Annotated in this window: 19 protein-coding genes; 8 read left to right on the top strand and 11 right to left on the bottom strand. The window is 45.5% G+C overall.

All coding sequences use genetic code 11. From position 1 onward, the window contains the following. The first annotated feature begins 16 nt into the window (after window positions 1-16). A complete protein-coding gene (locus tag QMA41_RS17660) occupies window positions 17-1,003 on the top strand; it encodes a sensor domain-containing diguanylate cyclase (RefSeq protein WP_281630316.1) in 987 nt (328 codons plus the stop codon). Here the strand turns inward: QMA41_RS17660 and zntR are convergent. After that, window positions 1,000-1,434 (bottom strand): Zn(2+)-responsive transcriptional regulator, encoded by a 435-nt coding sequence (gene zntR / locus QMA41_RS17655; protein ID WP_281630315.1) that lies wholly within the window; start codon window positions 1,432-1,434, stop codon window positions 1,000-1,002. The two genes, QMA41_RS17660 and zntR, sit on opposite strands and share 4 nt — an antisense overlap. A gap of 273 nt (window positions 1,435-1,707) precedes the next feature. On the opposite strand from zntR, the gene purH reads away from it, so the two are divergent. Together purH and purD are read left to right on the top strand one after the other, a co-directional pair. Further along, window positions 1,708-3,300: a bifunctional phosphoribosylaminoimidazolecarboxamide formyltransferase/IMP cyclohydrolase gene (gene purH / locus QMA41_RS17650; protein WP_281630314.1), complete on the top strand. Its 1,593-nt coding sequence runs from the start codon at window positions 1,708-1,710 to the stop codon at window positions 3,298-3,300. A 274-nt stretch (window positions 3,301-3,574) separates the two neighbouring features. Next, complete coding sequence (purD, locus tag QMA41_RS17645; RefSeq protein ID WP_281630313.1) at window positions 3,575-4,864, top strand: phosphoribosylamine--glycine ligase; 1,290 nt, start codon at window positions 3,575-3,577, stop codon at window positions 4,862-4,864. 45 nt (window positions 4,865-4,909) lie between these two features. Here the strand turns inward: purD and QMA41_RS17640 are convergent, their stop codons facing one another. Together QMA41_RS17640 and hupA are read right to left on the bottom strand one after the other, a co-directional pair. Then, window positions 4,910-5,605: a DUF1481 domain-containing protein gene (locus QMA41_RS17640; protein WP_281630312.1), complete on the bottom strand. Its 696-nt coding sequence runs from the start codon at window positions 5,603-5,605 to the stop codon at window positions 4,910-4,912. 45 nt (window positions 5,606-5,650) lie between these two features. Beyond that, window positions 5,651-5,923 carry a nucleoid-associated protein HU-alpha gene (hupA, locus tag QMA41_RS17635; RefSeq protein ID WP_006963283.1) on the bottom strand — a complete coding sequence of 91 codons (273 nt, stop codon included), beginning with the start codon at window positions 5,921-5,923 and terminating at the stop codon, window positions 5,651-5,653. A 352-nt stretch (window positions 5,924-6,275) separates the two neighbouring features. On the opposite strand from hupA, the gene QMA41_RS17630 reads away from it, so the two are divergent. Further along, on the top strand, window positions 6,276-7,376 hold the full coding sequence (locus QMA41_RS17630; RefSeq protein ID WP_065740838.1) for a hemolysin family protein: 1,101 nt from the start codon (window positions 6,276-6,278) through the stop codon (window positions 7,374-7,376). Window positions 7,377-7,408: 32 nt separating this feature from the next. On the opposite strand, the gene QMA41_RS17625 is transcribed toward QMA41_RS17630, so the two are convergent. Beyond that, window positions 7,409-7,996 carry a DUF416 family protein gene (locus QMA41_RS17625; protein ID WP_172851399.1) on the bottom strand — a complete coding sequence of 196 codons (588 nt, stop codon included), beginning with the start codon at window positions 7,994-7,996 and terminating at the stop codon, window positions 7,409-7,411. 70 nt (window positions 7,997-8,066) lie between these two features. Here QMA41_RS17625 and QMA41_RS17620 point away from each other — a divergent pair, with 70 nt between their 5' ends. The 4 genes from QMA41_RS17620 to QMA41_RS17605 all read left to right on the top strand — a co-directional run bounded on the left by QMA41_RS17620 (window position 8,067) and on the right by QMA41_RS17605 (window position 13,340). Further along, window positions 8,067-8,987 carry a D-2-hydroxyacid dehydrogenase gene (locus QMA41_RS17620; RefSeq protein WP_281630311.1) on the top strand — a complete coding sequence of 307 codons (921 nt, stop codon included), beginning with the start codon at window positions 8,067-8,069 and terminating at the stop codon, window positions 8,985-8,987. Further along, window positions 8,987-9,568, top strand: coding sequence for a uracil-DNA glycosylase family protein (locus QMA41_RS17615; RefSeq protein WP_281630310.1), 582 nt, complete (start codon window positions 8,987-8,989; stop codon window positions 9,566-9,568). The genes QMA41_RS17620 and QMA41_RS17615 overlap by 1 nt, the downstream gene beginning before the upstream one ends. A 199-nt stretch (window positions 9,569-9,767) precedes the next feature. Continuing rightward, window positions 9,768-12,401: a phosphoenolpyruvate carboxylase gene (gene ppc, locus QMA41_RS17610; RefSeq protein WP_281630309.1), complete on the top strand. Its 2,634-nt coding sequence runs from the start codon at window positions 9,768-9,770 to the stop codon at window positions 12,399-12,401. A gap of 399 nt (window positions 12,402-12,800) precedes the next feature. Continuing rightward, window positions 12,801-13,340, top strand: coding sequence for a PadR family transcriptional regulator (locus QMA41_RS17605; protein ID WP_006963298.1), 540 nt, complete (start codon window positions 12,801-12,803; stop codon window positions 13,338-13,340). Window positions 13,341-13,405: 65 nt separating this feature from the next. On the opposite strand, the gene cysE is transcribed toward QMA41_RS17605, so the two are convergent. The 7 genes from cysE to QMA41_RS17570 all read right to left on the bottom strand — a co-directional run bounded on the left by cysE (window position 13,406) and on the right by QMA41_RS17570 (window position 21,654). Further along, complete coding sequence (gene cysE, locus QMA41_RS17600; protein ID WP_006963300.1) at window positions 13,406-14,227, bottom strand: serine O-acetyltransferase; 822 nt, start codon at window positions 14,225-14,227, stop codon at window positions 13,406-13,408. 59 nt (window positions 14,228-14,286) lie between these two features. Beyond that, window positions 14,287-15,321: an NAD(P)H-dependent glycerol-3-phosphate dehydrogenase gene (gene gpsA, locus QMA41_RS17595; RefSeq protein ID WP_281630308.1), complete on the bottom strand. Its 1,035-nt coding sequence runs from the start codon at window positions 15,319-15,321 to the stop codon at window positions 14,287-14,289. Between the two features lie 150 nt (window positions 15,322-15,471). Further along, a complete protein-coding gene (gene secB, locus QMA41_RS17590) occupies window positions 15,472-15,939 on the bottom strand; it encodes a protein-export chaperone SecB (protein WP_019276827.1) in 468 nt (155 codons plus the stop codon). Between the two features lie 152 nt (window positions 15,940-16,091). After that, window positions 16,092-16,526 carry a rhodanese-like domain-containing protein gene (locus QMA41_RS17585; RefSeq protein ID WP_021457395.1) on the bottom strand — a complete coding sequence of 145 codons (435 nt, stop codon included), beginning with the start codon at window positions 16,524-16,526 and terminating at the stop codon, window positions 16,092-16,094. Between the two features lie 123 nt (window positions 16,527-16,649). Beyond that, complete coding sequence (locus tag QMA41_RS17580) at window positions 16,650-17,609, bottom strand: Wzz/FepE/Etk N-terminal domain-containing protein (protein WP_281630307.1); 960 nt, start codon at window positions 17,607-17,609, stop codon at window positions 16,650-16,652. A gap of 53 nt (window positions 17,610-17,662) precedes the next feature. Continuing rightward, on the bottom strand, window positions 17,663-20,314 hold the full coding sequence (locus QMA41_RS17575; RefSeq protein ID WP_281630356.1) for an SLBB domain-containing protein: 2,652 nt from the start codon (window positions 20,312-20,314) through the stop codon (window positions 17,663-17,665). A gap of 74 nt (window positions 20,315-20,388) precedes the next feature. Continuing rightward, window positions 20,389-21,654, bottom strand: a complete 1,266-nt coding sequence (locus QMA41_RS17570; protein ID WP_281630306.1) for a hypothetical protein — start codon at window positions 21,652-21,654, stop codon at window positions 20,389-20,391. Window positions 21,655-21,854: the final 200 nt, after the last annotated feature.

Raw genomic sequence — 21,854 nt, 5'->3', positions numbered from 1 at the left:
TGTTGGATAAAACTATATGCTTGATAAGCAAAGGGAAGCATGGCTAAGCCTGATTCTGAATGAACTTCCTGACCGACTTTTCGTTTTAGAGCAGTCGGGGCGCTTTGTCGAGGGCTTTGGGGGAACGTTCCACTCCGTTCGCCTAGAAAAAAATGGTTACGCCAACAAAACGCTTCACGACATCCTTCCACAGGATAAAGCCGACCAGTTACTCAGCTACATAAAAGATGTTAGTGAGTCAGCCAAACCGCTGGTTGTGCAGTACAGTGTCAGCCCTATCGAATGCTTGCAACTGTCCATTGATGAGCTGGAAACACTAGATGGCCCTGAAGACATGTGGTTCGAAGCCACCATCAAGCCACTGTGCTTAGTAGATGGCACCCAGTATGTTCTGTGGCAAGAACGTGACATCACGAGTAACTATCGCCGTCAGGAAGAGCTAAAGCGTCTGTCCGAAACCGATGAGCTAACCGGCATCTTCAACCGCCGCGCCTTCCTTGAAGCTCTTGAGCAAGAATTACAAAGCTACAATGAGACTCGGCGCAATTTGTCTTGCTTGATGATCGATATCGATCACTTTAAAGAAATCAACGATCAAGTCGGCCACCTTTCGGGTGATGAAGTCATCACTCAAGTTGCTAGAATTTGTCAAAAACAGATTCGTGGCAGTGACTACATTGGTCGACTTGGCGGCGAAGAGTTTGGCATTGTACTCTCAAATACCAATGCCATTCAGGCTTACGATATTGCCGAGCGCATCCGACAATCAATTGAAAGTGCCCCTTGCAGTGTCGACGGCCATATCATTCATCCGACCGTCAGTATTGGTATTGCAGAGGTCACCTCAGACATCTCTCATGTGAAAGAACTCTTGGTTCAGGCAGATAAAGCGATGTATTACTCTAAGCAGACGGGTCGAAATCAAGTCACGCTCTACCACGATAACTTGCCCGATATGAAGGTTCAGTCCGCGATTCAAGCCAAAATTCGACAGGCGAGTTAAGGCTCATCACAGCAAGTCGATGGGCGCTCTTCACTGCCCAGCGCCCCTAAAATCGAACAATGACTGGCATCGTCATCAATATGACCACAACACGCATCGTTGATTTTCTTCAATGCATGGCGAATACGGGTCAACTCCGCAATCTTTTCATCAATCACCTCAAGCTTTGCCGAGGTAATGGCTTTTACTTCGGCACAGCTGTGCTCGGTGGCTTCTAGCTTTATCTCTAGCAGCTCGCGAATTTCTTCCAGACTTAGCCCTAGGTCTTTAGCTTTTAAGATAAAACCGACCTGTTTTTGATTTTCTTCGTTATAAAGACGATAACCAGATTCACTGCGCCCCATGGGGCGGATCAGTTCATTTTTCTCATAGAAGCGCAAAGTATCGGTTGTCACACCACAACGCTTTGCCAGTTCTCCAATCTGGAACATAACTTTCCTTATTAACTATCTCGTTACTTTTTAAGTTAAAAAGCACGGTTTTCATAATTATTTTTGAGATGCCAAACGATTGCGCGAGCTTTTTTGTAATAAATTAGTTAGAATGTGCGCCATCAAGTTTAGAGTCTAATATCTGTCCAGTCTCGACTGGCAAAAAGGTCTTTACCAAAACTGGCCAATATTTTATCCCTACGAGATAAAAACAAGTTCATTTTTGGCAAATATCTTTAGTTTTAACTCCATGACTTTGAGGAAGATGGAAGCATGAACAACGCTCGTCCAATTCGCCGCGCCCTAATCAGCGTATCAGACAAAACAGGTATTGTTGAGTTTGCCCAAGCTCTCGCTGAACGCGGTGTCGATATCCTATCAACAGGTGGTACTGCCCGCTTGCTAGCTGAGCAAGGCATTGCTGTCACAGAAGTATCCGATTATACGGGTTTCCCGGAAATGATGGACGGACGCGTTAAAACGCTTCACCCAAAGATTCATGGTGGTGTTTTAGGCCGTCGCGGTCAAGACGATGACGTGATGGAAAAACACGGCATCAATCCTATCGATATGGTTGTCGTTAACCTATATCCATTTGCTGAAACTGTGGCTAAAGAAGGCTGTACGCTTGCTGACGCGGTTGAGAACATCGATATCGGTGGTCCAACAATGGTTCGCTCTGCTGCGAAAAACCACAAAGACGTGACTATCGTTGTAAATGCACACGACTACGACCGCGTTATCGCAGAAATGGACGTAAACGAAACGTCTCTTACGCTAGAAACGCGCTTCGACCTCGCTATCGCGGCATTCGAGCACACCGCGTCTTATGACGGTATGATCGCAAACTACTTCGGCACTATGGTTCCTAGCTACGGCGAGAACAAAGAAGGTGACGAAGAGAGCAAGTTCCCTCGCACATTCAACCAGCAGTTCGAGAAGAAGCAAGACATGCGCTACGGTGAGAACAGCCACCAAGCAGCTGCTTTCTACGTTGAAGCAAACCCTGAAGAAGCTTCGGTTTCCACTGCTCGCCAAATCCAAGGTAAAGCCCTTTCTTACAACAACATCGCAGACACAGACGCAGCGCTTGAGTGCGTGAAAGAGTTCGATGAACCAGCGTGTGTGATTGTAAAACACGCGAACCCATGTGGTGTTGCACTTGGCGAAGACATCCTTGAAGCGTACAGCCGCGCTTACCAGACTGACCCAACATCGGCATTTGGCGGCATCATCGCGTTCAACCGCGAACTTGATGCAGCAACAGCATCTGCGATTGTTGAGCGTCAATTCGTTGAGGTTATCATCGCGCCATCTGTATCTGCTGAAGCAATCGAGGTTGTTGCAGCGAAGAAGAACGTTCGCCTACTTGAATGTGGCGAGTGGTCAACCAAGACAACCGGCTTCGACGTAAAACGCGTTAACGGTGGCCTACTGGTTCAAGACCGTGACCAAGGCATGGTTAGCCTAGATGACCTTAAAGTGGTTTCTAAGCGTCAACCAACCGAAGAAGAGCTGAAAGATGCCCTATTCTGCTGGAAAGTAGCGAAATACGTGAAATCTAACGCGATCGTTTACTCGAAAGGTGATATGACTATCGGTGTGGGCGCAGGCCAAATGAGCCGCGTTTATTCTGCGAAAATCGCAGGCATCAAAGCTGCTGACGAAGGTCTACAGGTTGAAGGTTGTGTGATGGCTTCTGATGCATTCTTCCCATTCCGTGACGGTATCGATGCGGCGGCAGAAGCGGGCATCAAGTGTGTAATTCAACCGGGCGGTTCTATGCGTGATGACGAAGTTATCGCAGCAGCAGACGAACACGGCATGGCGATGATCTTTACCGGTATGCGTCACTTCCGCCACTAATTTCCTCTTCGTATTTGGCACTGTGGCGTCGTTAGCGGCTTTCCCCCACCCCAGCTGGCTATGCTCCCGGGGATGGGCTCAATTGCTACCTAGCCACATCACCAATTACTTTGAGCAAGACTTATAATTTTGTTTTTTAAATATTCCGATATTTGAAATACGTAGAGCAAGTCAGTGACTTTAGTTCAAGGAAAACACGCGGAGCTTATGACCATAAGTGAGCATGTTTGACACAGAAATAAAGGCTCTGAAGCAGCTATAAGGATTTTAAAACATGAATGTATTGATTATTGGTGCCGGCGGTCGTGAGCACGCTTTAGGTTGGAAAGCAGCACAAAACCCAAACGTTGAGACAGTATTCGTTGCACCTGGTAACGCAGGTACCGCGCTTGAGCCAAAGCTAGAAAACGTAAACATTGGTGTTGAAGCAATCTCTGAGCTGGTTGCATTCGCTCAAGAGAAGAAGATCGAGCTGACGATTGTTGGCCCAGAAGCGCCACTCGTTATTGGTGTTGTTGACGCTTTCCGTGAAGCGGGATTGCCTATCTTTGGCCCAACTCAAGCCGCTGCGCAGCTAGAAGGCTCTAAAGCGTTCACCAAAGATTTCCTTGCACGCCATAATATTCCGACTGCAGCGTACGCTAACTTCACTGAAATTGAGCCAGCTCTCGCTTACGTTCGTGAGCAAGGTGCGCCTATCGTTGTAAAAGCGGACGGCCTTGCTGCAGGTAAAGGGGTTATCGTTGCGATGACGCTTGAAGAAGCGGAAGACGCAATCAAAGACATGCTGGCAGGTAACGCGTTTGGTGAAGCAGGTAGCCGCGTGGTGATCGAAGAGTTCCTAGACGGTGAGGAAGCCAGTTTCATCGTCATGGTTGACGGCCAGAGCGTTCTGCCAATGGCCACCAGCCAAGACCACAAACGTGTTGGCGACAGAGACACTGGCCCTAACACAGGCGGCATGGGTGCTTACTCCCCTGCACCAGTGGTAACGCCAGAAATCCACGAGCGTATCCTTGAAGAAGTTATCTACCCAACCGTGCGCGGCATGGATGCGGAAGGTCACCCATACACTGGTTTCCTTTACGCTGGTCTTATGATCGACAAAGACGGCACGCCAAAAGTCATCGAGTACAACTGCCGCTTTGGCGATCCAGAAACCCAGCCCATTATGATGCGTATGGAATCTGATCTGGTTGAGCTTTGTCTGATGGCTATCGACGAGAAGCTTGATGAAGCCGAGTCTAAATGGGACCCACGTGCGTCTATCGGTGTGGTCCTTGCAGCTGGCGGTTACCCAGCAGACTACGCGAAAGGTGATGTAATTTCTCTACCTGCTGATGAAGTCGAAGGTCAGAAGATATTCCACGCAGGCACTGCAAACAACGAAGCTGGCGAAATCGTAACTAACGGCGGTCGTGTTCTATGTGCAACGGCACTTGGAAATAGCGTCTCAGACGCTCAGCAGCAAGCGTACGCGCTGGCTAAGCAAGTCAGTTGGACTGGAATGTTCCATCGCAATGACATTGGTTACAGAGCGATAGAGCGCGAACAAAGCAAATAATCGCTCAGTATCAAAAAAGGCGCCTCTTGAGGCGCCTTTTATATTTTAATCAGATAGCAGACTAGGCCTTTCAATACAGGAGTGATCCTCATCTGCTAGCATGAGTAAGTCTTCAACAATAACTCGGTTGGTGCGTGTCGAACCAAGGAAAGCTACGTAGTTGTCCACTCCAGCTAAGCGATTAACCACAAATGACGGCAGTGTCTGATTGAACTCCAATCGAGAGTAACTCTGACCAGAACAGGTTTCAAACGTTGAGCCATCCCAGTAGCCCTGAATCAGCTCCTGACCTTTTTTATCCTGCTCTTTCGTCACTGTTACCACAGTCATCGCATCATTTTTGTAGCGTTCGAGTTCAGCGGGTTTGACCGGAAGCACTTTGCCATCCAAGCGGTACTGCTGATAAACCGCTTCACCGTCCTTATTAAAACGAACATGCACTCGGTATTTCACCAGCCCTTGTTCGCCTTTAAGCTGTTCGCCTTCACGAATCAGTTCTCTCAGTTCCCCTTCCGCCCAGCTGTAGTCGGTTTTATACCAACCGTAATCTCCTGCTGTGACATAGTCTGCGGCTGCGCTAGGAGAAGCAATCTTTTCCGTATACCAGTATAAGCTTGTGGCATCGCCCATGCTTTTCCCGCCCGTGTAATAAGCGAACTGATCTAAGTTAGGAGTAGGAACGCTGGAAGAACAACCAACGATAAAAGAAGTGATTAGTGAAGAGAATAAACGTTTTTTCATGACAGTGATGCGCCAAGACAGAAGACTACCTTGGCGCATTATAAATTATTTCACTGCGTCTTTCAGAGCTTTACCTGAAACAAATGCAGGAACGTTTGCAGCAGCGATTTGGATCTCATCACCAGTTTTTGGGTTACGGCCAGTGCGAGCTGCACGGTGGTTTACTTTGAACGTACCAAAACCAATTAGTTGAACTTGGTCACCCTCTTTAAGTGCATCAGTCACACCGTCAAGAGTTGCTTCAAGAGCAGCTTTAGCTTGTGCTTTAGATAGATCTGCTTTCTCTGCGATAAAGTCGATTAATTGGGTCTTGTTCATTAGGTTTCCCTTCTCATATGTTATCGAATTCAACTCACTCTAAAGCATAAATGCCCCATCTGGCAAAGGTTTGTAAGCGATCTTTAGCTTTCATGACGTACTTTTAACCATAATATGAGTAATAACTCACAATTTGTTACCTTCCTCTCCTATGCGAAGGCTTGTTTTTAATCATAATTAACCTTATTTATAAAACGCGGATAGTCCACGAAGCCTGATATTGTGGGGCCTGAAGCGAATATAAAATACTCACACCAATAATGCCCAGGCATAGTGACTCATTTCATAATTGATAATTTTGATGGGTACATTGCAAAATTCGGTGGTGGTATAAACCTGATATAGGACATTTATGTTACTGCTAACCATCTACGTCTCTGTTGCGATTGGCGTATCCTTTATCTGCTCGGTCCTCGAAGCGGTTCTACTGAGTATTACTCCCAGCTATCTGGCACAACTGCGTCAGCAAGGCCATCCGGCCGCAGAGAAATTATCAAAATTAAAAGCGGATATCGACCGCCCACTAGCTTCAATTCTGACACTGAATACCATCGCTCACACTATCGGCGCCGCCAGTGCAGGTGCACAAGCTGCTGTAGTTTTTGGTAGCGAATGGCTAGGTGTATTCTCAGGTGTATTAACTCTGGGTATTCTTGTGCTATCGGAAATTGTGCCTAAAACCATTGGCGCAACATACTGGCGTCAGCTGTCTCCTCTTGCAGCCATTACGTTACGTTGGATGGTGTGGGCACTGACACCGTTTGTGTGGTTTTCAGAGCAGATCACCAAACGCCTTGCCCGCGGTCACCAAGCACCGAAGATGCGTGATGAACTCTCTGCGATGGCGATTCTGGCTAAAGAGAGTGGTGAATTTGCGGAAGGTGAGACTAAAATTCTCAACAACCTGCTTGGCATTCAGGACGTCCCTGTTACTCAGGTCATGACACCACGTCCGGTCGTCTTCCGTGTTGATGCAGAGATGAGCATTAATGAATTTCTTGCCCAACACAAAGACACGCCGTTTTCTCGCCCGCTGGTTTACAGCCAGTCCAAAGACAATATCATCGGTTTTGTACACCGCTTAGAGATGTTTAAACTTCAGCAGGCAGGTTGTGGCGAAAAGCAGCTAGGGGCAGTAATGCGTCCGGTTCACGTACTACTGAACAACTTATCTCTGCCAAAAGCGTTTGAGCAGATGATGGCTAAACGCCTACAGTTAGCGATGGTGGTTGATGAATACGGCACCATTCAGGGAATTCTGACGCTGGAAGATATCTTCGAGCACTTAGTTGGGGAAGAGATCGTCGATGAAGCGGACAGAGCCACCGACATGCAAGAGCTTGCGTTTGAGCGTTGGGAGAAATGGAAAGAGACGCATGGCGTTATCGAAAGTCGTGATGACGATGAAGAGGACCAAGCGCCAGAGCCACAAGCCAAAAAAGAAGACCACTAATAAAATCGGGAGCCTATGGCTCCCGTTTCTCATTAAAGGCTGACGCCAATATTGCTGATACCATCTTCTCTCAACTCAAAGCGAAGATCTTTAATCAGTTCAATGTCTCGTTCCTGAGCATCTTTCAGTGGACGGAAAATAGCCCACTGCACATCCCACTCCTCACAAACCGCTTCATTGTCTTTCTGATTATCATTAGTTATTTCGAGGCCGGTTTGCGCTTCTTCTAGCTGAGCAACCGTCTGTACCGACTGTTGACTGATTTTTTGCATGCTTTCAAATAAGTCATCGCGATCCAACAAGCCATGTAGCAGGGTAGACAAACCAATACAGGCATCAATCGCGGGGTAAACACCATAAAAATCAAAATCTTCAGAACTTGGAATAATCTCTTCTAACTTCTCCAACTGGCGCTCATAATTAACCTTGGCACTCTTGACTGTCAGTTGCTCCCAAATGCTATCCAGAATATCGCGATAAATACGTGGCTCTGCAAATTCCGTACTGTCACAAAACATCGCATAATTAGGGTACATACGTTCACACAGACACGCCATAAAGGTAATCTGCTTCCAAGGTTCTAACTTCTCAAGGCGAAGTTGAAGAGGGTTCTGTAGCATAAGGACTCATTGGTTCAGAAAAAGACAGCGGAAGTGTACTTGATAACCATAGTGGAAAAAAGCGAAGCCGATGAACAATTTCACCAACAAAGTCTATTTACTGACTGAGCACAACGAAACTTACCAGCAGCAGCTCGACAAGCTGCAGTTACCGGATCTCGAGATCACCGACAATCCAGACGATGCTGCTATTTTACTGGCCTCTCCACCACTGGTCGCCAAGCGACTTAGTGACTTTCCCAACGTAGAGTGGATGCAATCGGTTTATGCTGGTGTCGATGCCCTCACCAGCAACACCCCGAATTTTCTTCTCACTAATGTAAAGGGGATATTTGGTCAGCAAATCTCGGAATACGTTCTCGGTTACCTTATTCAACATCATCGCCACTTTTTGCACTATCAAGAAAGTCAGAATCAGGCCAAATGGGAACCCAAACCCTATCAATCTCTAAGCGCACTCACTTTATTGATTTTAGGGACTGGCTCAATAGGTAGCCACCTTGCCAAAACGGCTCAGGCATTTGGCATAAAAGTGATCGGTATTAACCGCAGTGGTATTCCGTCCATGCATTCTCCTTTTGACGAAACTTACCATATTCAAGAACTAGACAGTGTACTGAGCCGCGTCGATGTGGTAGTTAACACGCTGCCCAGTACCAAAGAAACGCATCATCTACTTAATCATCAGTCTCTCAGTCGCTGCCAATCCGCCTTACTGTTCAATGTGGGCCGTGGCGATGTCGTGTGTGAGACCGGTTTACTTGCCGCTATAGAAGAGCAAGCCATTGCCCATGCCTTTCTTGATGTGTTTGAAAACGAACCACTCGAAGCCAGTCATCCATTCTGGCGCCACCCAGCTGTTACGATCACTCCACATATCGCCGCTCTCAGCTTCCCTGAGCAAGTGGTCGAGATCTTTGCTGACAATTATCAACGTTGGCGAGATGGGTTTTCTCTACTGAATGAAGTCGATCTCGACAAAGGTTACTGATGCTAGAAGATCTGCTCCAACAAATTCGCCAGTGCCGGCTATGCGAGCCTGATTTACCTCTGGGAGCAAATCCCATTATTCAGGCGAGTAAAGAAGCCAAGCTACTGATCATCGGCCAAGCGCCAGGGACCCGAGTGCATAAAACGTCCATCCCTTGGAATGACCCGAGCGGTGACAGATTAAGGCAATGGCTTGAGCTTGATAGAACGGCCTTTTATGACGCGAACAAGATAGCCATCATGCCCATGGGGCTGTGTTATCCCGGCAAAGGCAAAAGCGGCGATCTCCCTCCAAGAAAAGAGTGTGCCCCGCAATGGCACAGCAAGGTGCTCGAACAACTGCCTAACATCGGTATGACGCTGTTGATAGGCCAGTATGCACAAAACTATTATCTGCAAGACAAACCGAAGACACTCACCGAAACCGTCAGAGCGTGGCAGCAGTGGGCACCTCACTATTTGCCCCTACCTCACCCTTCTCCGAGAAATACTTTGTGGTTAAAGCGTAACCCTTGGTTCGAGGCCGAAGTGGTGCCTTTTATCCGCGAATACGTTCATGCTCATATAGGAATTGAACAATAAACGAGCTTTGAATTAGCTCGTATTTCTGTAATAAAGTTTCAACAAATATAGAAAAAATGGCCACGTCATCTCAGTTGCATTCATTTGCACAATATTTGCAATCTTAGCCTACAGCATTTGACTCACAGCGATATTTTTCGCTAGATTGTCTACTTAACAAGGAACAATGGATGTAATTTTTTTACAAGGCAGGATGACAATGAACGAGAAATACTCTGCACTCAGAAGCAACGTGAGCATGTTGGGACACTTGCTCGGTAACACCATTAAGGACGCCCATGGTGATGCCCTTCTGGAAAAAGTAGAAACGATTCGTAAGCTTTCTAAGTCTGCGCTTTCTGGCAATCAATCAGATCGTGAAAGCTTGATTGAGGAAATTAAAAGCCTACCCGATGAGCAACTGACGCCTGTTGCCCACGCTTTCAACCAGTTCCTCAACCTGACGAACATGGCGGAGCAGTACCACACTATTTCACGTCATTGCGATGCACATGTCTGCGAACCAGACGCCATCAACAACCTGTTTTCCAAACTTAGCCAAAACGACATAAGCAAACTCGACACTGCTCAAGCGGTGCGAGATCTCAACATTGAGTTAGTGCTTACTGCGCACCCAACCGAAATCACTCGACGCACCATGATCAACAAGCTGGTCAAAATCAATAAGTGTTTGTCGAAACTAGAGTTAAACGACCTGTCAGCCAAAGAACGCCAGAAGACTGAACGTCGCCTCGAACAATTGATTGCCCAAGGCTGGCACTCTGACACCATTCGTCAACAGCGCCCAACCCCTCTTGATGAAGCCAAATGGGGCTTTGCTGTCGTCGAGAACTCCCTATGGGAAGCGGTACCTGACTTTTTACGCGAATTGGACGGTCGTCTGCGTCGTTATCTTGAAGAAGGCCTACCTATTGATGCTCGCCCTGTGCATTTCTCTTCTTGGATGGGTGGCGACCGCGATGGTAACCCATTTGTCACTCACACCATTACTCGTGAAGTCATGTTACTGTCACGTTGGAAAGCTGCAGATCTCTACCTCAATGACATCAATGAGCTGGTCAGTGAGCTGTCGATGACCCGCTGCAATGACGCGGTACGCTCGCTCGCGGGAGAAGACGAACACGAACCTTACCGTGCCGTGCTAAAACAGCTGCGTGCCTTGCTGACTGAAACCAAAGAAATACTGGATGCAAAAGTAAATGGTCAGAAGCTGGCAGTTAAAGCACCTCTTCAACGTGTCGAGCAGCTGTGGGAGCCTCTTTATGCTTGTTACCAATCTCTTCATGAGTGCGGCATGGGCATCATTGCTGATGGCTCGCTTCTAGACACGCTACGCCGAATCAAGGCCTTTGGTGTTCACCTCGTACGCCTCGATATTCGTCAGGAAAGTACGCGCCACTCCGATGCTTTATCAGAACTAACTCGCTACCTTGGCATTGGTGATTACAACCAGTGGAGCGAACAGGACAAGATAGCGTTTTTGACCAATGAGCTGGCCTCTAAGCGCCCACTTCTCCCACGCGACTGGCAGCCATCCGAACAAGTCCAAGAAGTACTCGATACTTGTAAGATTGTCGCCGCCCAACCACGTGAAGCCTTTGGGGCTTATGTGATTTCTATGGCACGCACAGCTTCTGATGTATTGGCCGTACACCTACTTCTGCAAGAAGCAGGCTGTCCGTATCGCATGGATGTCTGCCCACTGTTTGAAACGTTAGACGACCTGAATAATGCCGAATCCGTCATCAAACAATTGATGGGCATTGATCTCTACCGTGGCTTTATCCAGAACCACCAAATGGTGATGATCGGTTACTCTGATTCTGCAAAAGATGCTGGCGTGATGTCAGCGGGCTGGGCTCAGTATCATGCGATGGAAGCACTGGTCAAAGTCGCTGAAGAAGAAGGGGTTGAACTGACACTGTTCCATGGTCGAGGTGGCACCATTGGTCGAGGCGGTGCGCCCGCTCATGCAGCTCTATTGTCTCAACCACCGAAGAGCTTGAAAGGTGGCCTTCGAGTGACAGAACAAGGGGAAATGATCCGCTTCAAGCTGGGTTTACCTGAAGTTGCTGTCAATAGTTTCAACCTGTATGCCAGTGCGATTTTAGAAGCCAACCTATTGCCGCCTCCTGAACCAAAACAGGAATGGCGCGATCTGATGAATGTACTTTCAGAGGTCAGCTGTGAGGCATATCGAAGTGTTGTTCGCGGTGAACCTGACTTTGTTCCGTACTTCCGTCAGGCAACGCCAGAATTGGAGCTAGGTAAACTGCCTCTTGGCTCTCGCCCTGCTAAACGTAATCCAAAAGGTGGTGTAGAGAGCTTACGTGCGATTCCATGGATCTTCTCTTGGAGCCAAAACCGTTTGGTTCTGCCGGCGTGGTTAGGTGCTGGTGAAGCGATTCAATACTCCATCGATAAAGGTCATCAGGCGCTACTCGAAGAAATGTGTCGTGAGTGGCCGTTCTTCTCCACTCGCTTAGGCATGCTGGAAATGGTGTACACCAAGTGTAACCTTGAGATCTCACGTTACTATGATGAGCGCTTAGCTGATCCTAAACTGCTGCCTCTGGGTGATAAGCTGCGAGCTCAACTTCAGCAAGATATCAAAGCGGTACTCAACGTAGAAAACAACGAGAACCTGATGCAAAGCGATCCATGGGGCCAAGAGTCTATTCGCCTACGTAACATTTACGTCGAGCCATTGAACATGCTGCAGGCTGAACTGCTTTATCGTACTCGTCAGAACGACGCTGCATCACCAGAGCTGGAAGAAGCATTGATGGTAACTATCGCTGGTATTGCAGCGGGCATGCGCAACACAGGATAAACTTGTAACAAAGTACAAAAAGGCTGTCTTAACGGGCAGCCTTTACTATATCTGATTCTAAAAACGTCAAATCAAATAGCATTATTTAAACAAAAAAGTGGCAAAAATATCAATCTAGCAGGACAATAAACTAAAATATCCATTTATTGAGCAAATTATCAGTTTTTTGGGTTATTTTGTCCTTCTATTCCACTTTATGCTTATTATTTAGATATACTAATGCTCCCTTGCGATACACAACAACATCTACATATCGCTCTAGGTGATAAAACGGCTTTTAAGGTGACATGGCCAACTTTGTTGGCGCTGCTTAAAGAAATTAACTGATGATAAGTGCCACAGAAGCACGACAGTAACTAAGCAGTTGTTAGTAGTTATTTGACCATTTGGATTGAAGACATGTCATTACCACACGTTATCCTGACAGTTCTGAGCACACGCGACGCAACTGGATATGATATCACCAAAGAATTTTCCGCCACTATTGGTTACTTCTGGAAAGCAAGCCACCAACAAGTTTACCGCGAGCTGAATAAAATGGCTCAGAATGAGTTGGTTACCTGCGTATTGGAACCTCAAGAAGGCAAACCAGATCGCAAAGTATATTCGATCACAGATTCAGGCCGTGTCGCTTTAGGTGAATGGTTCGATCAGCCAACAGCGCACCCAACAGTTCGTGATGAATTCTCCGCTAAGTTGATGGCTTGCGCCGTTCAACCTTCCGCACCTTATCGTGAACAACTGGCTGAATTGGTTGAGGAATCACGCAAGCTAGTGGCTCACTATCAAGAAATAGAAAATGCGTACTATTCAACGCCTGCAACTTTGGATAAACAGCAGCGCTTGGAACGTTTAACGCTTCGCCGTAATCTATTGGTTCGCCAAGCGTGGATTGAATGGGCCGAAGAGGTACTCGCTGAATTAGCCTCTCTAGGCTAATGCAATAAAAAAGGGTTGAAGCCAAAACTTCAACCCTTTTTTGTTTTCTTATCAGCGGTTCAGTGTTAAATGCCGTCTCCACCAATAAAGCTTTGTGAACGGCCGTTAAACTGTTGATCCATATCCAGTGAGGGCTTATCCGTTTTAGGGCGACCAACAATCTTAGCTGGCACACCCGCCACCGTGGTGTGAGCAGGAACTGGCTGCAACACGACAGAGCAAGACCCAATCTTAGCTCCTTCACCCACTTCAATATTGCCAAGAATCTTAGCGCCCGCGCCGATCATCACCCCTTCGCGGATCTTAGGATGTCGATCTCCGCACTCTTTACCAGTACCGCCTAACGTCACATCTTGCAGAATCGAGACATCATTTTCGACGACCGCCGTTTCACCGATCACTATACCCGTTGCGTGGTCGAGCATGATGCCGTGACCAATTTTTGCCGCCGGATGAATATCCACCTGACACGCCACTGAAATCTGGTTTTGCAGGTAAGTCGCCAGTGCAATACGTCCTTGGCGCCATAGCCAGTTCGCCACACGATAACCTTGCAAAGCATGGTAACCTTTCAAATACAGTAAAGGCATTGAGTACATGGAAACCGCAGGGTCTCGATTTACTGTGGCACAGATGTCACAAGCCGCCGCTTCTGTTATCGAGTGATCAGCGTTAAAAGCTTCTTCAACCACTTCTCGCACGGCCATCGCTGGCATAGACGCTGTATTCAGCTTGTTGGCTAAAATATAACTCAGCGCAGCTGCTAGGCTTTCATGCTTGATGATCGTCGCATGGTAAAAGCTTGCTAGCATTGGCTCTTGTTCTGAAAGCTCTCGCGCTTCGCGAACAATGGCTTGCCATACTTTCTGTTTTTCACAATGTTTCATTTCTCAACCCTTCACCTAAGCTTGCTTAAGTGTTTTTCGCTTTCCGTGTCTCTGGACGTTTACGCCTCTGATTTCTTATCACGAGCAAGCAAATCTTTTGCTGCCATGTGTGCATCTTTTCCTTGATACAACACTTGATAAATTTGGTCAACAATTGGCATCTCGACACCCATGCGCTGTGACAATAGCCAGACCTCTTTGGTATTACGATAGCCTTCGACGACCTGGCCAATCTCATCTTGAGCAGTATCCACATCTTTACCCTGACCTAGAGCTAGGCCAAAGCGACGGTTACGTGATTGGTTATCTGTACAAGTCAGAACCAGATCACCCAACCCCGCCATACCCATGAAGGTTTCTGGCTGCGCACCTAATGCAGCGCCAAGACGCGTCATTTCAGCAAGGCCACGAGTAATCAGAGCCGTTCGAGCGTTAGCGCCAAAGCCAATGCCGTCTGACATGCCAGCACCGATCGCAATAACGTTCTTAACTGCGCCACCCAACTGCATACCTGTAAAGTCACTGTTGGCATAGACACGAAACGTCTTGCTGCAGTGAATTTTCTCTTGGAGTTCAGAAACAAAACTTTCATCAGGGGAGGCCACTGAAATCGCCGTTGGCATGCCCATCGCCAGCTCTTTGGCAAACGTAGGTCCTGATAGCACAGCTAAAGAGTACCCTTCCCCTAGCGCTTCTATAGCCACGTCTTTCAGTAGGCGTCCTGTCTCTGGTTCAAGCCCTTTCGTTGCCCAGCAAATACGTGAGTCGGCTCTTAGGTGAGGTTTAATGTTATTAAGCACGATGCCAAACACATGACTCGGTACCACAACCAGTAAATCGCGACTGGCCTGCACGGCTTTTTCTAAATCTGACTCAACAATCAGTGATTGTGGAAAATCAATATCTGGCAAGAATTCGTGATTCGCTCTATCCGACTGCAAACGTGCCATATGCTCAGGGTCATGGCCCCAAATCACCACATTCGCGCCATTTCTCGCCAGTGAAATAGCCAGAGATGTACCGTATGAGCCAGCACCAAGCACCGTCATAGCAATTTCTTTCCCGTAGCCGTTTTGAATGTCTGAGTCCGTCATTAATCCGCCCGATCGTATTAAAAATTTGGAAGTTGGAACTTCGAATGGTTTCAGTGTAAGGAACTATTGTAGGCAATAAACAAAAAATGCACATCACATCCTTTGATGCTCTGTGCATTTTGTTTATCCCGAGAAACAGCGGTAAAGCAATTAAGCTTCCGCAGTGCCTTCTTGCTGAGCTTGTTGCTGCAGGTAGTTCATAAACAGAGCGTCGAAGTTAACTGGCGCTAAGTTCAGTTGTGGGAATGTACCTTTAACCACTAGGCTAGAAATCGTTTCACGAGCATATGGGAACAGAATGTTAGGGCAGAATGCACCTAGACAATGCGCAAGCTGGCCTGCTTCCATTTTGTCAGCAGTAAAAATACCACCTTGTTGAACTTCACACAAAAATGCGGTTTCCTCTTCGTTCTTCACCGTCACAGTCAGACGTAGAACAACTTCATAAACACCTTCGCCCAGTTCACGGCTTTGAGTGTCTAGGTCTAGCTTCACATCTGGGTTCCACTCTTTCTGGAACATATTTGGCGAGTTCGGCGCTTCAAAAGATACGTCTTTAAGGAAGATACGTTGAATCGCAAAGTTTTGTGCGTCTTGTTGTGGTGCTGCTTCAGCCATTTTGAAATCCTTTAATAATCAAGTTGTCTGCTTGGAGACTAACCGAGAGAGCTTGCTATGACTAGGTTTCCGCTAAAATTCGTGGAAATGTTCACATCTCTCTATAACAAACGCTGATTTTTCAATCAGCGTTTTCAGTAAAGCCACTAAATTTATTTTTTGCCTTTAACCAAAGGCAAGTTTGCTTCATTCCAAGCAATCAAGCCATTCTTCAGCAAGCTGACATTTTCAAAGCCTGCTTTTGCCAGAAGGTTAGCACTCTCTTGTGCTGTCTGACCTGTTTTGCATACCACAATGATTGGGCTAGATTTGTGGTTTTCAAGGCTGCCAAAGTTACCAGCTTTGATATCAGAAGGTAAAATGTGAACTGCATCGGTAATATGACCTTTGCGAAACTCATCTTTACTACGAATATCAACCACAACACCATTTTCACGGTTCATAAGTTGTGTCGTTTGTGATGCAGTGATCTCTTTGTAGGCTGCTGTCGTTGATTTAACGATATTCATAATAAGGGCAACCAGTAGACCAACCCATACTAGAGAGAGAATCATGTTCTCTTGAAAAAATGCGATGTATTCTTGCATGTCCTGTGCTCTTCAATAATAGAGCTGCTTAATTTTAAGCAGCTCTGGACTAAAATTCAGACTGGGAGTATAGCGGGGATAAGAACTTAAGGCGAGAGTACCTTATGTGTCATATTAAATTAGCTAGTCATTTTCTCGGCGAAATGCATAACGGAGCAGTACAATCGCCACACCCAAAATTCCCCCCAGCAATGTTGCTAGGACACATATCAGCGCTCGTTTGGGGCCCACTTTTTCTTCAGGTACAACGGGAGGATCGATAACTTTAAATGCATACTCATCTTTCACTTCCGCCAGCATCAGTGTTTTGGTTTGTTCCTCAATAAGCTGATAGAACACATTCTGCATATCAACGACTTTAGTTCTGTCTAACTGTTGCTCCAAATACTCAATATTACGATTGGTTTCAGTTAAAGATTCTTCTTTCATCCATAGGTTGAGCTCTTTCACCAACCATTGAGTCCACTGCTGCGCCACATATGGAGACAAATGAGTAATGCTAACCGTTACAATGCCCGTATCTTTAGCTTCGGAGACATTTAGAACACCTTTAAATTTTTTGTAAGCTTGCCAAGCTGTAGGCTCTAGAGATTTTTCTGGGTCCTCGGGATCATTTAACCAACGTATACCATCATAAAACTCTGGGTTCAGTACCAACTTATTATTCTCTTTATCCCAAGATTCCGTTGCCATCAGAATGGGAAGTAAAGCATATTTGTCAATAAATGCATTGATAAACTTACGAGATTCTAGCGTTGCTAAAGACAAAGATTTATCATCTGTTCTACCACCAACATTAATCCCTGCCAAAGAGGCCAAGCCTCCAAATTGACTCGCCATTGCAGCAAGATTACTGTTTTTTTCATCACTTGCCGTGACCAAGGTTGCAGATGCTTGATAAGTATTTGGTTGAGAGAGCGCGAATAAAACACCACCTATCGCAAATAGCACTGTAATAAAAATTACCACCCACTTTCCTCTCCAAACGGCAAGGAACAACTCCCTTAAATCTATTTCATCATTAGTAATTGGCAGATCTTGCACTTGAGTGAAATTACTTTCATTAATAATGGGTTTGTTCATAATATCTTCTTGAATATTTAAGCCCTCATAATTTTAGAGGGCTCATAAACTAATTAATCCTTTACAGCACTCCAAGCCACACCAATTTGGTACAAGATTTGCGTCGCTGAAGTTAATGTGCTCAAGCCATCTAGGTAGTCTGTATCTAAAGGTACGATAATTGTGTCCCCAGGCTCCAAAGGACTAGACTTACGACTGAACCAAAATGAATTATTTGGCAGCATGACAGAACCATCAGCTCGCACAACATAAACCCGATCTGTATCCGCCTGCTTTTTCGTTCCACCAGCAGAAGAAATATAATCTTCGATAGTCATCCCAGGAGTAAAAGTGTGATTGGAAGAAAACTGCACTTCGCCCATCACACTGATAATCGGCTGCCTCGCAGGGACATATAGTTTGTCCCCCTTTTCTACAATAATATCAGCATCAGAATTGCCAGCTAGCGCCTCAGGTAGGTTAATGACTAAACGGCCAATGGCCTCAGTTGATGCAAGCTCCTCGGCAATCGTCATCGCTTCCGCAGGGCTAGTGGTATAGGTAGCGCTTGAGTTTTGGCGACGTAGCGCTAAGTTACCAATTTCTTGTTTCAATTGTAGATTGAGTAACTTCAACCTCTCTTCTTCTTGACGGCGCAAACTTTCACGACTAAATACAGCTCCTTGCGCATAGGCAAACTGAGTTAATCCCCCAGCACGCTCAATAAGATCTTGAATCGTTTCACCGCGCTGGAAGGTATATGTTCCCGGAAAAACAACTTCACCTTGCAATTCAATTGAATTACCACGCTGCCAATTTGGCTGAGTCTTGATCACAATGTGATCTTGAGCCTGAATATCAAGCTTATCTTGACCACTTAGAATCTCATTTGGGGAAAAAGCATAATGTTGAACAACAAAGTCTTGTTTTATCTTCTCCGAACGACTCAACTCAGCGCTGTACAAAAACGCCCGTTCAGCAAAACCACCTGCAGCAGCAATCAATTTTTCAAAACTGCTATTCTCAGTCAAAGGATAGACACCGGGGTATTTTACTGCCCCAGTAATTTCTATAATTTTTGCTTGTTCATCAAGACTAGCCTGTGCTTTCAACCTTTCAATGATTGGTTTTAGCAATGACTCTCGACTAGATAGGCGAAAATCATCTGCCACAGCAAATTTATCATCGTCAGCGATATCGAGCTTCTTTTGTTGTTCTTTCTCTACAAGAGCACCGGTCGCAGAGTCCAATGTAGCAACGCTTTTAGATTCCTCTTTCTGATCATTTTCACTATTGCGTCCGCTTAAATCTTCATTAAGCTTCTTCACTCGCTTTGAACTAGCAGATTTTTGCTCTCTATACCAGTAATCGACGTCGAGGCCATTATCAAATACAAATAACTGGTCACCTTGTTGAAGAGAAAAATTGTCGATCGAGCTTGGTGACTTTAGCACCTCACCTAAATCAAATTGCCATACACTAATCTCGCGGCTGTCCGGCTTTTCTCTAACCAGTAACGCATAAGACAGATCGGCATTTTCTTTAAGATCAACTCGGCTAATCACATCACTGATCTTAAGCCCTTCTATAAATTGATAAGCACCTTGGCGGAATAGCTCACCACGAAGTGCGATCGCATTCTCCAGTTTATCTCCTACTGGCAACAAAGAGACTTCATCACCCGCTTGCAATTTAAAATCTTTCCCATGTGGGGATGACATATCTAAAGTCAGCTGCTCAATACCCTCTGCACTACGTCTTTTGACGCTAACTTTTGATAAATAAGCATTAGGTGAAGCACCACCAGCGATATTGATTAAACTATTTAGACGACTATCTGAATTGAGTTCGTAATGAGCAGGACGAAGTACTTCACCTTTAACAACAATATCAGCTTGCTTCACAGGGACAAGAATAGAGTCTCCTGCTTGTAAGCGAATATCTCGACTAGAGTTACCATTGACTATCAAGTCATAAGCATCGAACGTAACGACAGTTTTGCCAAGTCGTTTTACTTTAATATTGCGTAAACTACCTGTTAATTTTATTCCCCCAGCAGCAATTAGAGCTTGGGACAAGGTAGTCAACCCATTGACATTATAAGCACCAGGCTGCTTAACATCGCCAGTAACAAACACCTGCATTGTTCTCATGGCACTTAATGAGATCACCGCTTCTACACCAATAGACTTACGCTGGATAAGCGAAGCTACGTAGTTTTTTAACTCACTAAACGTTTGCCCTGCGACATATTCAGGTCCGTACTCAGGGATATTGAGTTTACCCTCTCTATCGATTTTTAACTTTAAGTCACTATAAGACTTTCCATACAACTGAATTCGGACTTCATCCCCAGGGGCAATAATGTAGTCATGAGGTACAGGTAAGTGTTCGACGGGCGTAAAGTCTAGTGGACTCCCAGAGAAGACATCGTACCCAAAATAAGGCAACTCAGACGTTACAACTTTATTCTTTTGTTCATCAACCGCTTCAGTATTTTTCCCTGAAACTTCAGTCGCTCTCTTTGGTTTCTTTATGTCAGATGTTTCTATATCTGAGCTAACAGAAGTTGCACCGAGAGAACTTATTGCAGAAAGATCGACACCCATTTGCCGTGCAAGCTGTTCTTGTTGGGCTTTAGGGAGAGATTGAAACTGATTAATCTGAGCTTGAGTTGGCGTTGCAGCATTGACACTCGCACTTAGTAGTATTGAGGTAGCCAACATATGTATATTGAACTTCAAAGTTGTGATATTCATTAAATTATATAATCTTCTATTCTCTGATGTTAGCGACACAATCAAAACCTAAATTCATACCTAGAACCAAATACCGTTTCACTGTCATTGGTATCCTTATTGATATAATCTGCGCTAAGCTTAATTCTTCCTAGGAGTGCCGGAAACTGATAAGCCAGTTGGTATTGTTCCTGTTTATCATTTTGGTCGTTCAATAATGTTTTAGTCGAAACAATCGCAGAAACCTGATGGTCGTTGGCCAGTTGTAGGTAACTACTGAATGACCAACTACTCTCATTCAGGTAACTAGACTGCAGATAATTGTCAATTCCTTCATTCACAATTAATTTACGCTCCTCAGAAACCATTGACTGATATTCGACCGCCAAACGTACTGAACTGTTGAATATAGGCTTGTGTCCACTCCAACCTATCAGGTAAGCACCTAAGCTATTTTCCTTTTGAGCCGAAGCTACTTCAGCATACAAACCGTGCTGCACATTATGTACTTCTGGTAAAACTAGCTTTACATCGACAGCAGATTGCTTATGATTTTTTGCTACGTAATTCGTATTTGCTTCAAACCAATAATGCTGAGTCAAGCCCAGCTCTAACCAAGAATTCAGTTTACTAGCATATCTCATAGAGGTTCTGTAATCATAATCGAGGTCCTCTAACTTTGACGTGACAATATTTAGACTCCACACTCCAAGAAAAAGATTGTCTCCGATCCAGCTCAGACCAGCATCTAAATCATTTCCTGACGTTGCTAAAATGAGACTGTGATTCCAACCGTGTCCCCACCATCTAGGTAACATACTCACATCAAGTAACGCACGACCAGCATTCAGTGCAATGTAACTGTCTTTAAAAGAAAGTTCTGGATCATTGGCGTGCTCTAGGTAAGAAGAATTGAGCCTAAATGCATAACTGTTAGCTAGATGTTCATAGCTCGCCTCTACAGCCCATTTATCGCGCTCTACATCTGCAAACCAACCATTATCTAGCGTCTTATTACCACCAGACATTGCAAAACGGCGATTGCCACGATTGAGTTTAGCCGTCTGCAATGTGTAATTAAAATGCGCAACTTCATCATCTAAGTAATCAGAAGTATCGCTGGCATAGCGATCTCCTGCAACAGATGACCAACGTAATGGAAATGTACTAGTAACCCCGTTAAGCACTGCTCCATCACTCAGTGCAACCATAGATGATCTAAGAAACGGGTCATTTGCTTCAATCCAAGGTGAGGAATGGACATTGCTACTAATTAACAAAATAGATGTGAATGGTATGAATAATCTCAGTCGTTCTATCCTTGACATGTGTCCTACTTTAAATATCTGAATCGAATAGGTGGTCGGTACAAACAACTCAGTACTAGCTTCCTACATCTGGACTCATTATAAAGACCACTATGGATTAAGCAATCCACCATATTGTGATCAGCTTGCATTAAAGTTATTTTAATTTTTACAGATATAACAAAGTGAAATAGAATCAAAACTGGAGCAGATAACTTTGC

Origin of the sequence: Vibrio sp. St2 (assembly GCF_947311885.1) — a bacterium.
GTDB lineage: Bacteria > Pseudomonadota > Gammaproteobacteria > Enterobacterales > Vibrionaceae > Vibrio > Vibrio coralliilyticus.
This window is presented reverse-complemented; position numbering and strand designations above follow the sequence as displayed.

What these genes read in the sequence shown, in the direction of transcription:
- QMA41_RS17625 (WP_172851399.1), bottom strand. Translation starts at nt 7,996, where the DNA reads ATGCTACAGAACCCTCTTCAACTTCGCCTTGAGAAGTTAGAACCTTGG.
- purH (WP_281630314.1), top strand. Translation starts at nt 1,708, where the DNA reads ATGAACAACGCTCGTCCAATTCGCCGCGCCCTAATCAGCGTATCAGAC.
- QMA41_RS17615 (WP_281630310.1), top strand. Translation starts at nt 8,987, where the DNA reads ATGCTAGAAGATCTGCTCCAACAAATTCGCCAGTGCCGGCTATGCGAG.
- purD (WP_281630313.1), top strand. Translation starts at nt 3,575, where the DNA reads ATGAATGTATTGATTATTGGTGCCGGCGGTCGTGAGCACGCTTTAGGT.
- QMA41_RS17585 (WP_021457395.1), bottom strand. Translation starts at nt 16,526, where the DNA reads ATGCAAGAATACATCGCATTTTTTCAAGAGAACATGATTCTCTCTCTA.
- QMA41_RS17580 (WP_281630307.1), bottom strand. Translation starts at nt 17,609, where the DNA reads ATGAACAAACCCATTATTAATGAAAGTAATTTCACTCAAGTGCAAGAT.
- QMA41_RS17605 (WP_006963298.1), top strand. Translation starts at nt 12,801, where the DNA reads ATGTCATTACCACACGTTATCCTGACAGTTCTGAGCACACGCGACGCA.
- hupA (WP_006963283.1), bottom strand. Translation starts at nt 5,923, where the DNA reads ATGAACAAGACCCAATTAATCGACTTTATCGCAGAGAAAGCAGATCTA.
- cysE (WP_006963300.1), bottom strand. Translation starts at nt 14,227, where the DNA reads ATGAAACATTGTGAAAAACAGAAAGTATGGCAAGCCATTGTTCGCGAA.
- gpsA (WP_281630308.1), bottom strand. Translation starts at nt 15,321, where the DNA reads ATGACGGACTCAGACATTCAAAACGGCTACGGGAAAGAAATTGCTATG.
- QMA41_RS17640 (WP_281630312.1), bottom strand. Translation starts at nt 5,605, where the DNA reads ATGAAAAAACGTTTATTCTCTTCACTAATCACTTCTTTTATCGTTGGT.
- QMA41_RS17630 (WP_065740838.1), top strand. Translation starts at nt 6,276, where the DNA reads ATGTTACTGCTAACCATCTACGTCTCTGTTGCGATTGGCGTATCCTTT.
- QMA41_RS17570 (WP_281630306.1), bottom strand. Translation starts at nt 21,654, where the DNA reads ATGTCAAGGATAGAACGACTGAGATTATTCATACCATTCACATCTATT.
- zntR (WP_281630315.1), bottom strand. Translation starts at nt 1,434, where the DNA reads ATGTTCCAGATTGGAGAACTGGCAAAGCGTTGTGGTGTGACAACCGAT.
- secB (WP_019276827.1), bottom strand. Translation starts at nt 15,939, where the DNA reads ATGGCTGAAGCAGCACCACAACAAGACGCACAAAACTTTGCGATTCAA.
- QMA41_RS17620 (WP_281630311.1), top strand. Translation starts at nt 8,067, where the DNA reads ATGAACAATTTCACCAACAAAGTCTATTTACTGACTGAGCACAACGAA.
- ppc (WP_281630309.1), top strand. Translation starts at nt 9,768, where the DNA reads ATGAACGAGAAATACTCTGCACTCAGAAGCAACGTGAGCATGTTGGGA.
- QMA41_RS17660 (WP_281630316.1), top strand. Translation starts at nt 17, where the DNA reads ATGCTTGATAAGCAAAGGGAAGCATGGCTAAGCCTGATTCTGAATGAA.
- QMA41_RS17575 (WP_281630356.1), bottom strand. Translation starts at nt 20,314, where the DNA reads ATGTTGGCTACCTCAATACTACTAAGTGCGAGTGTCAATGCTGCAACG.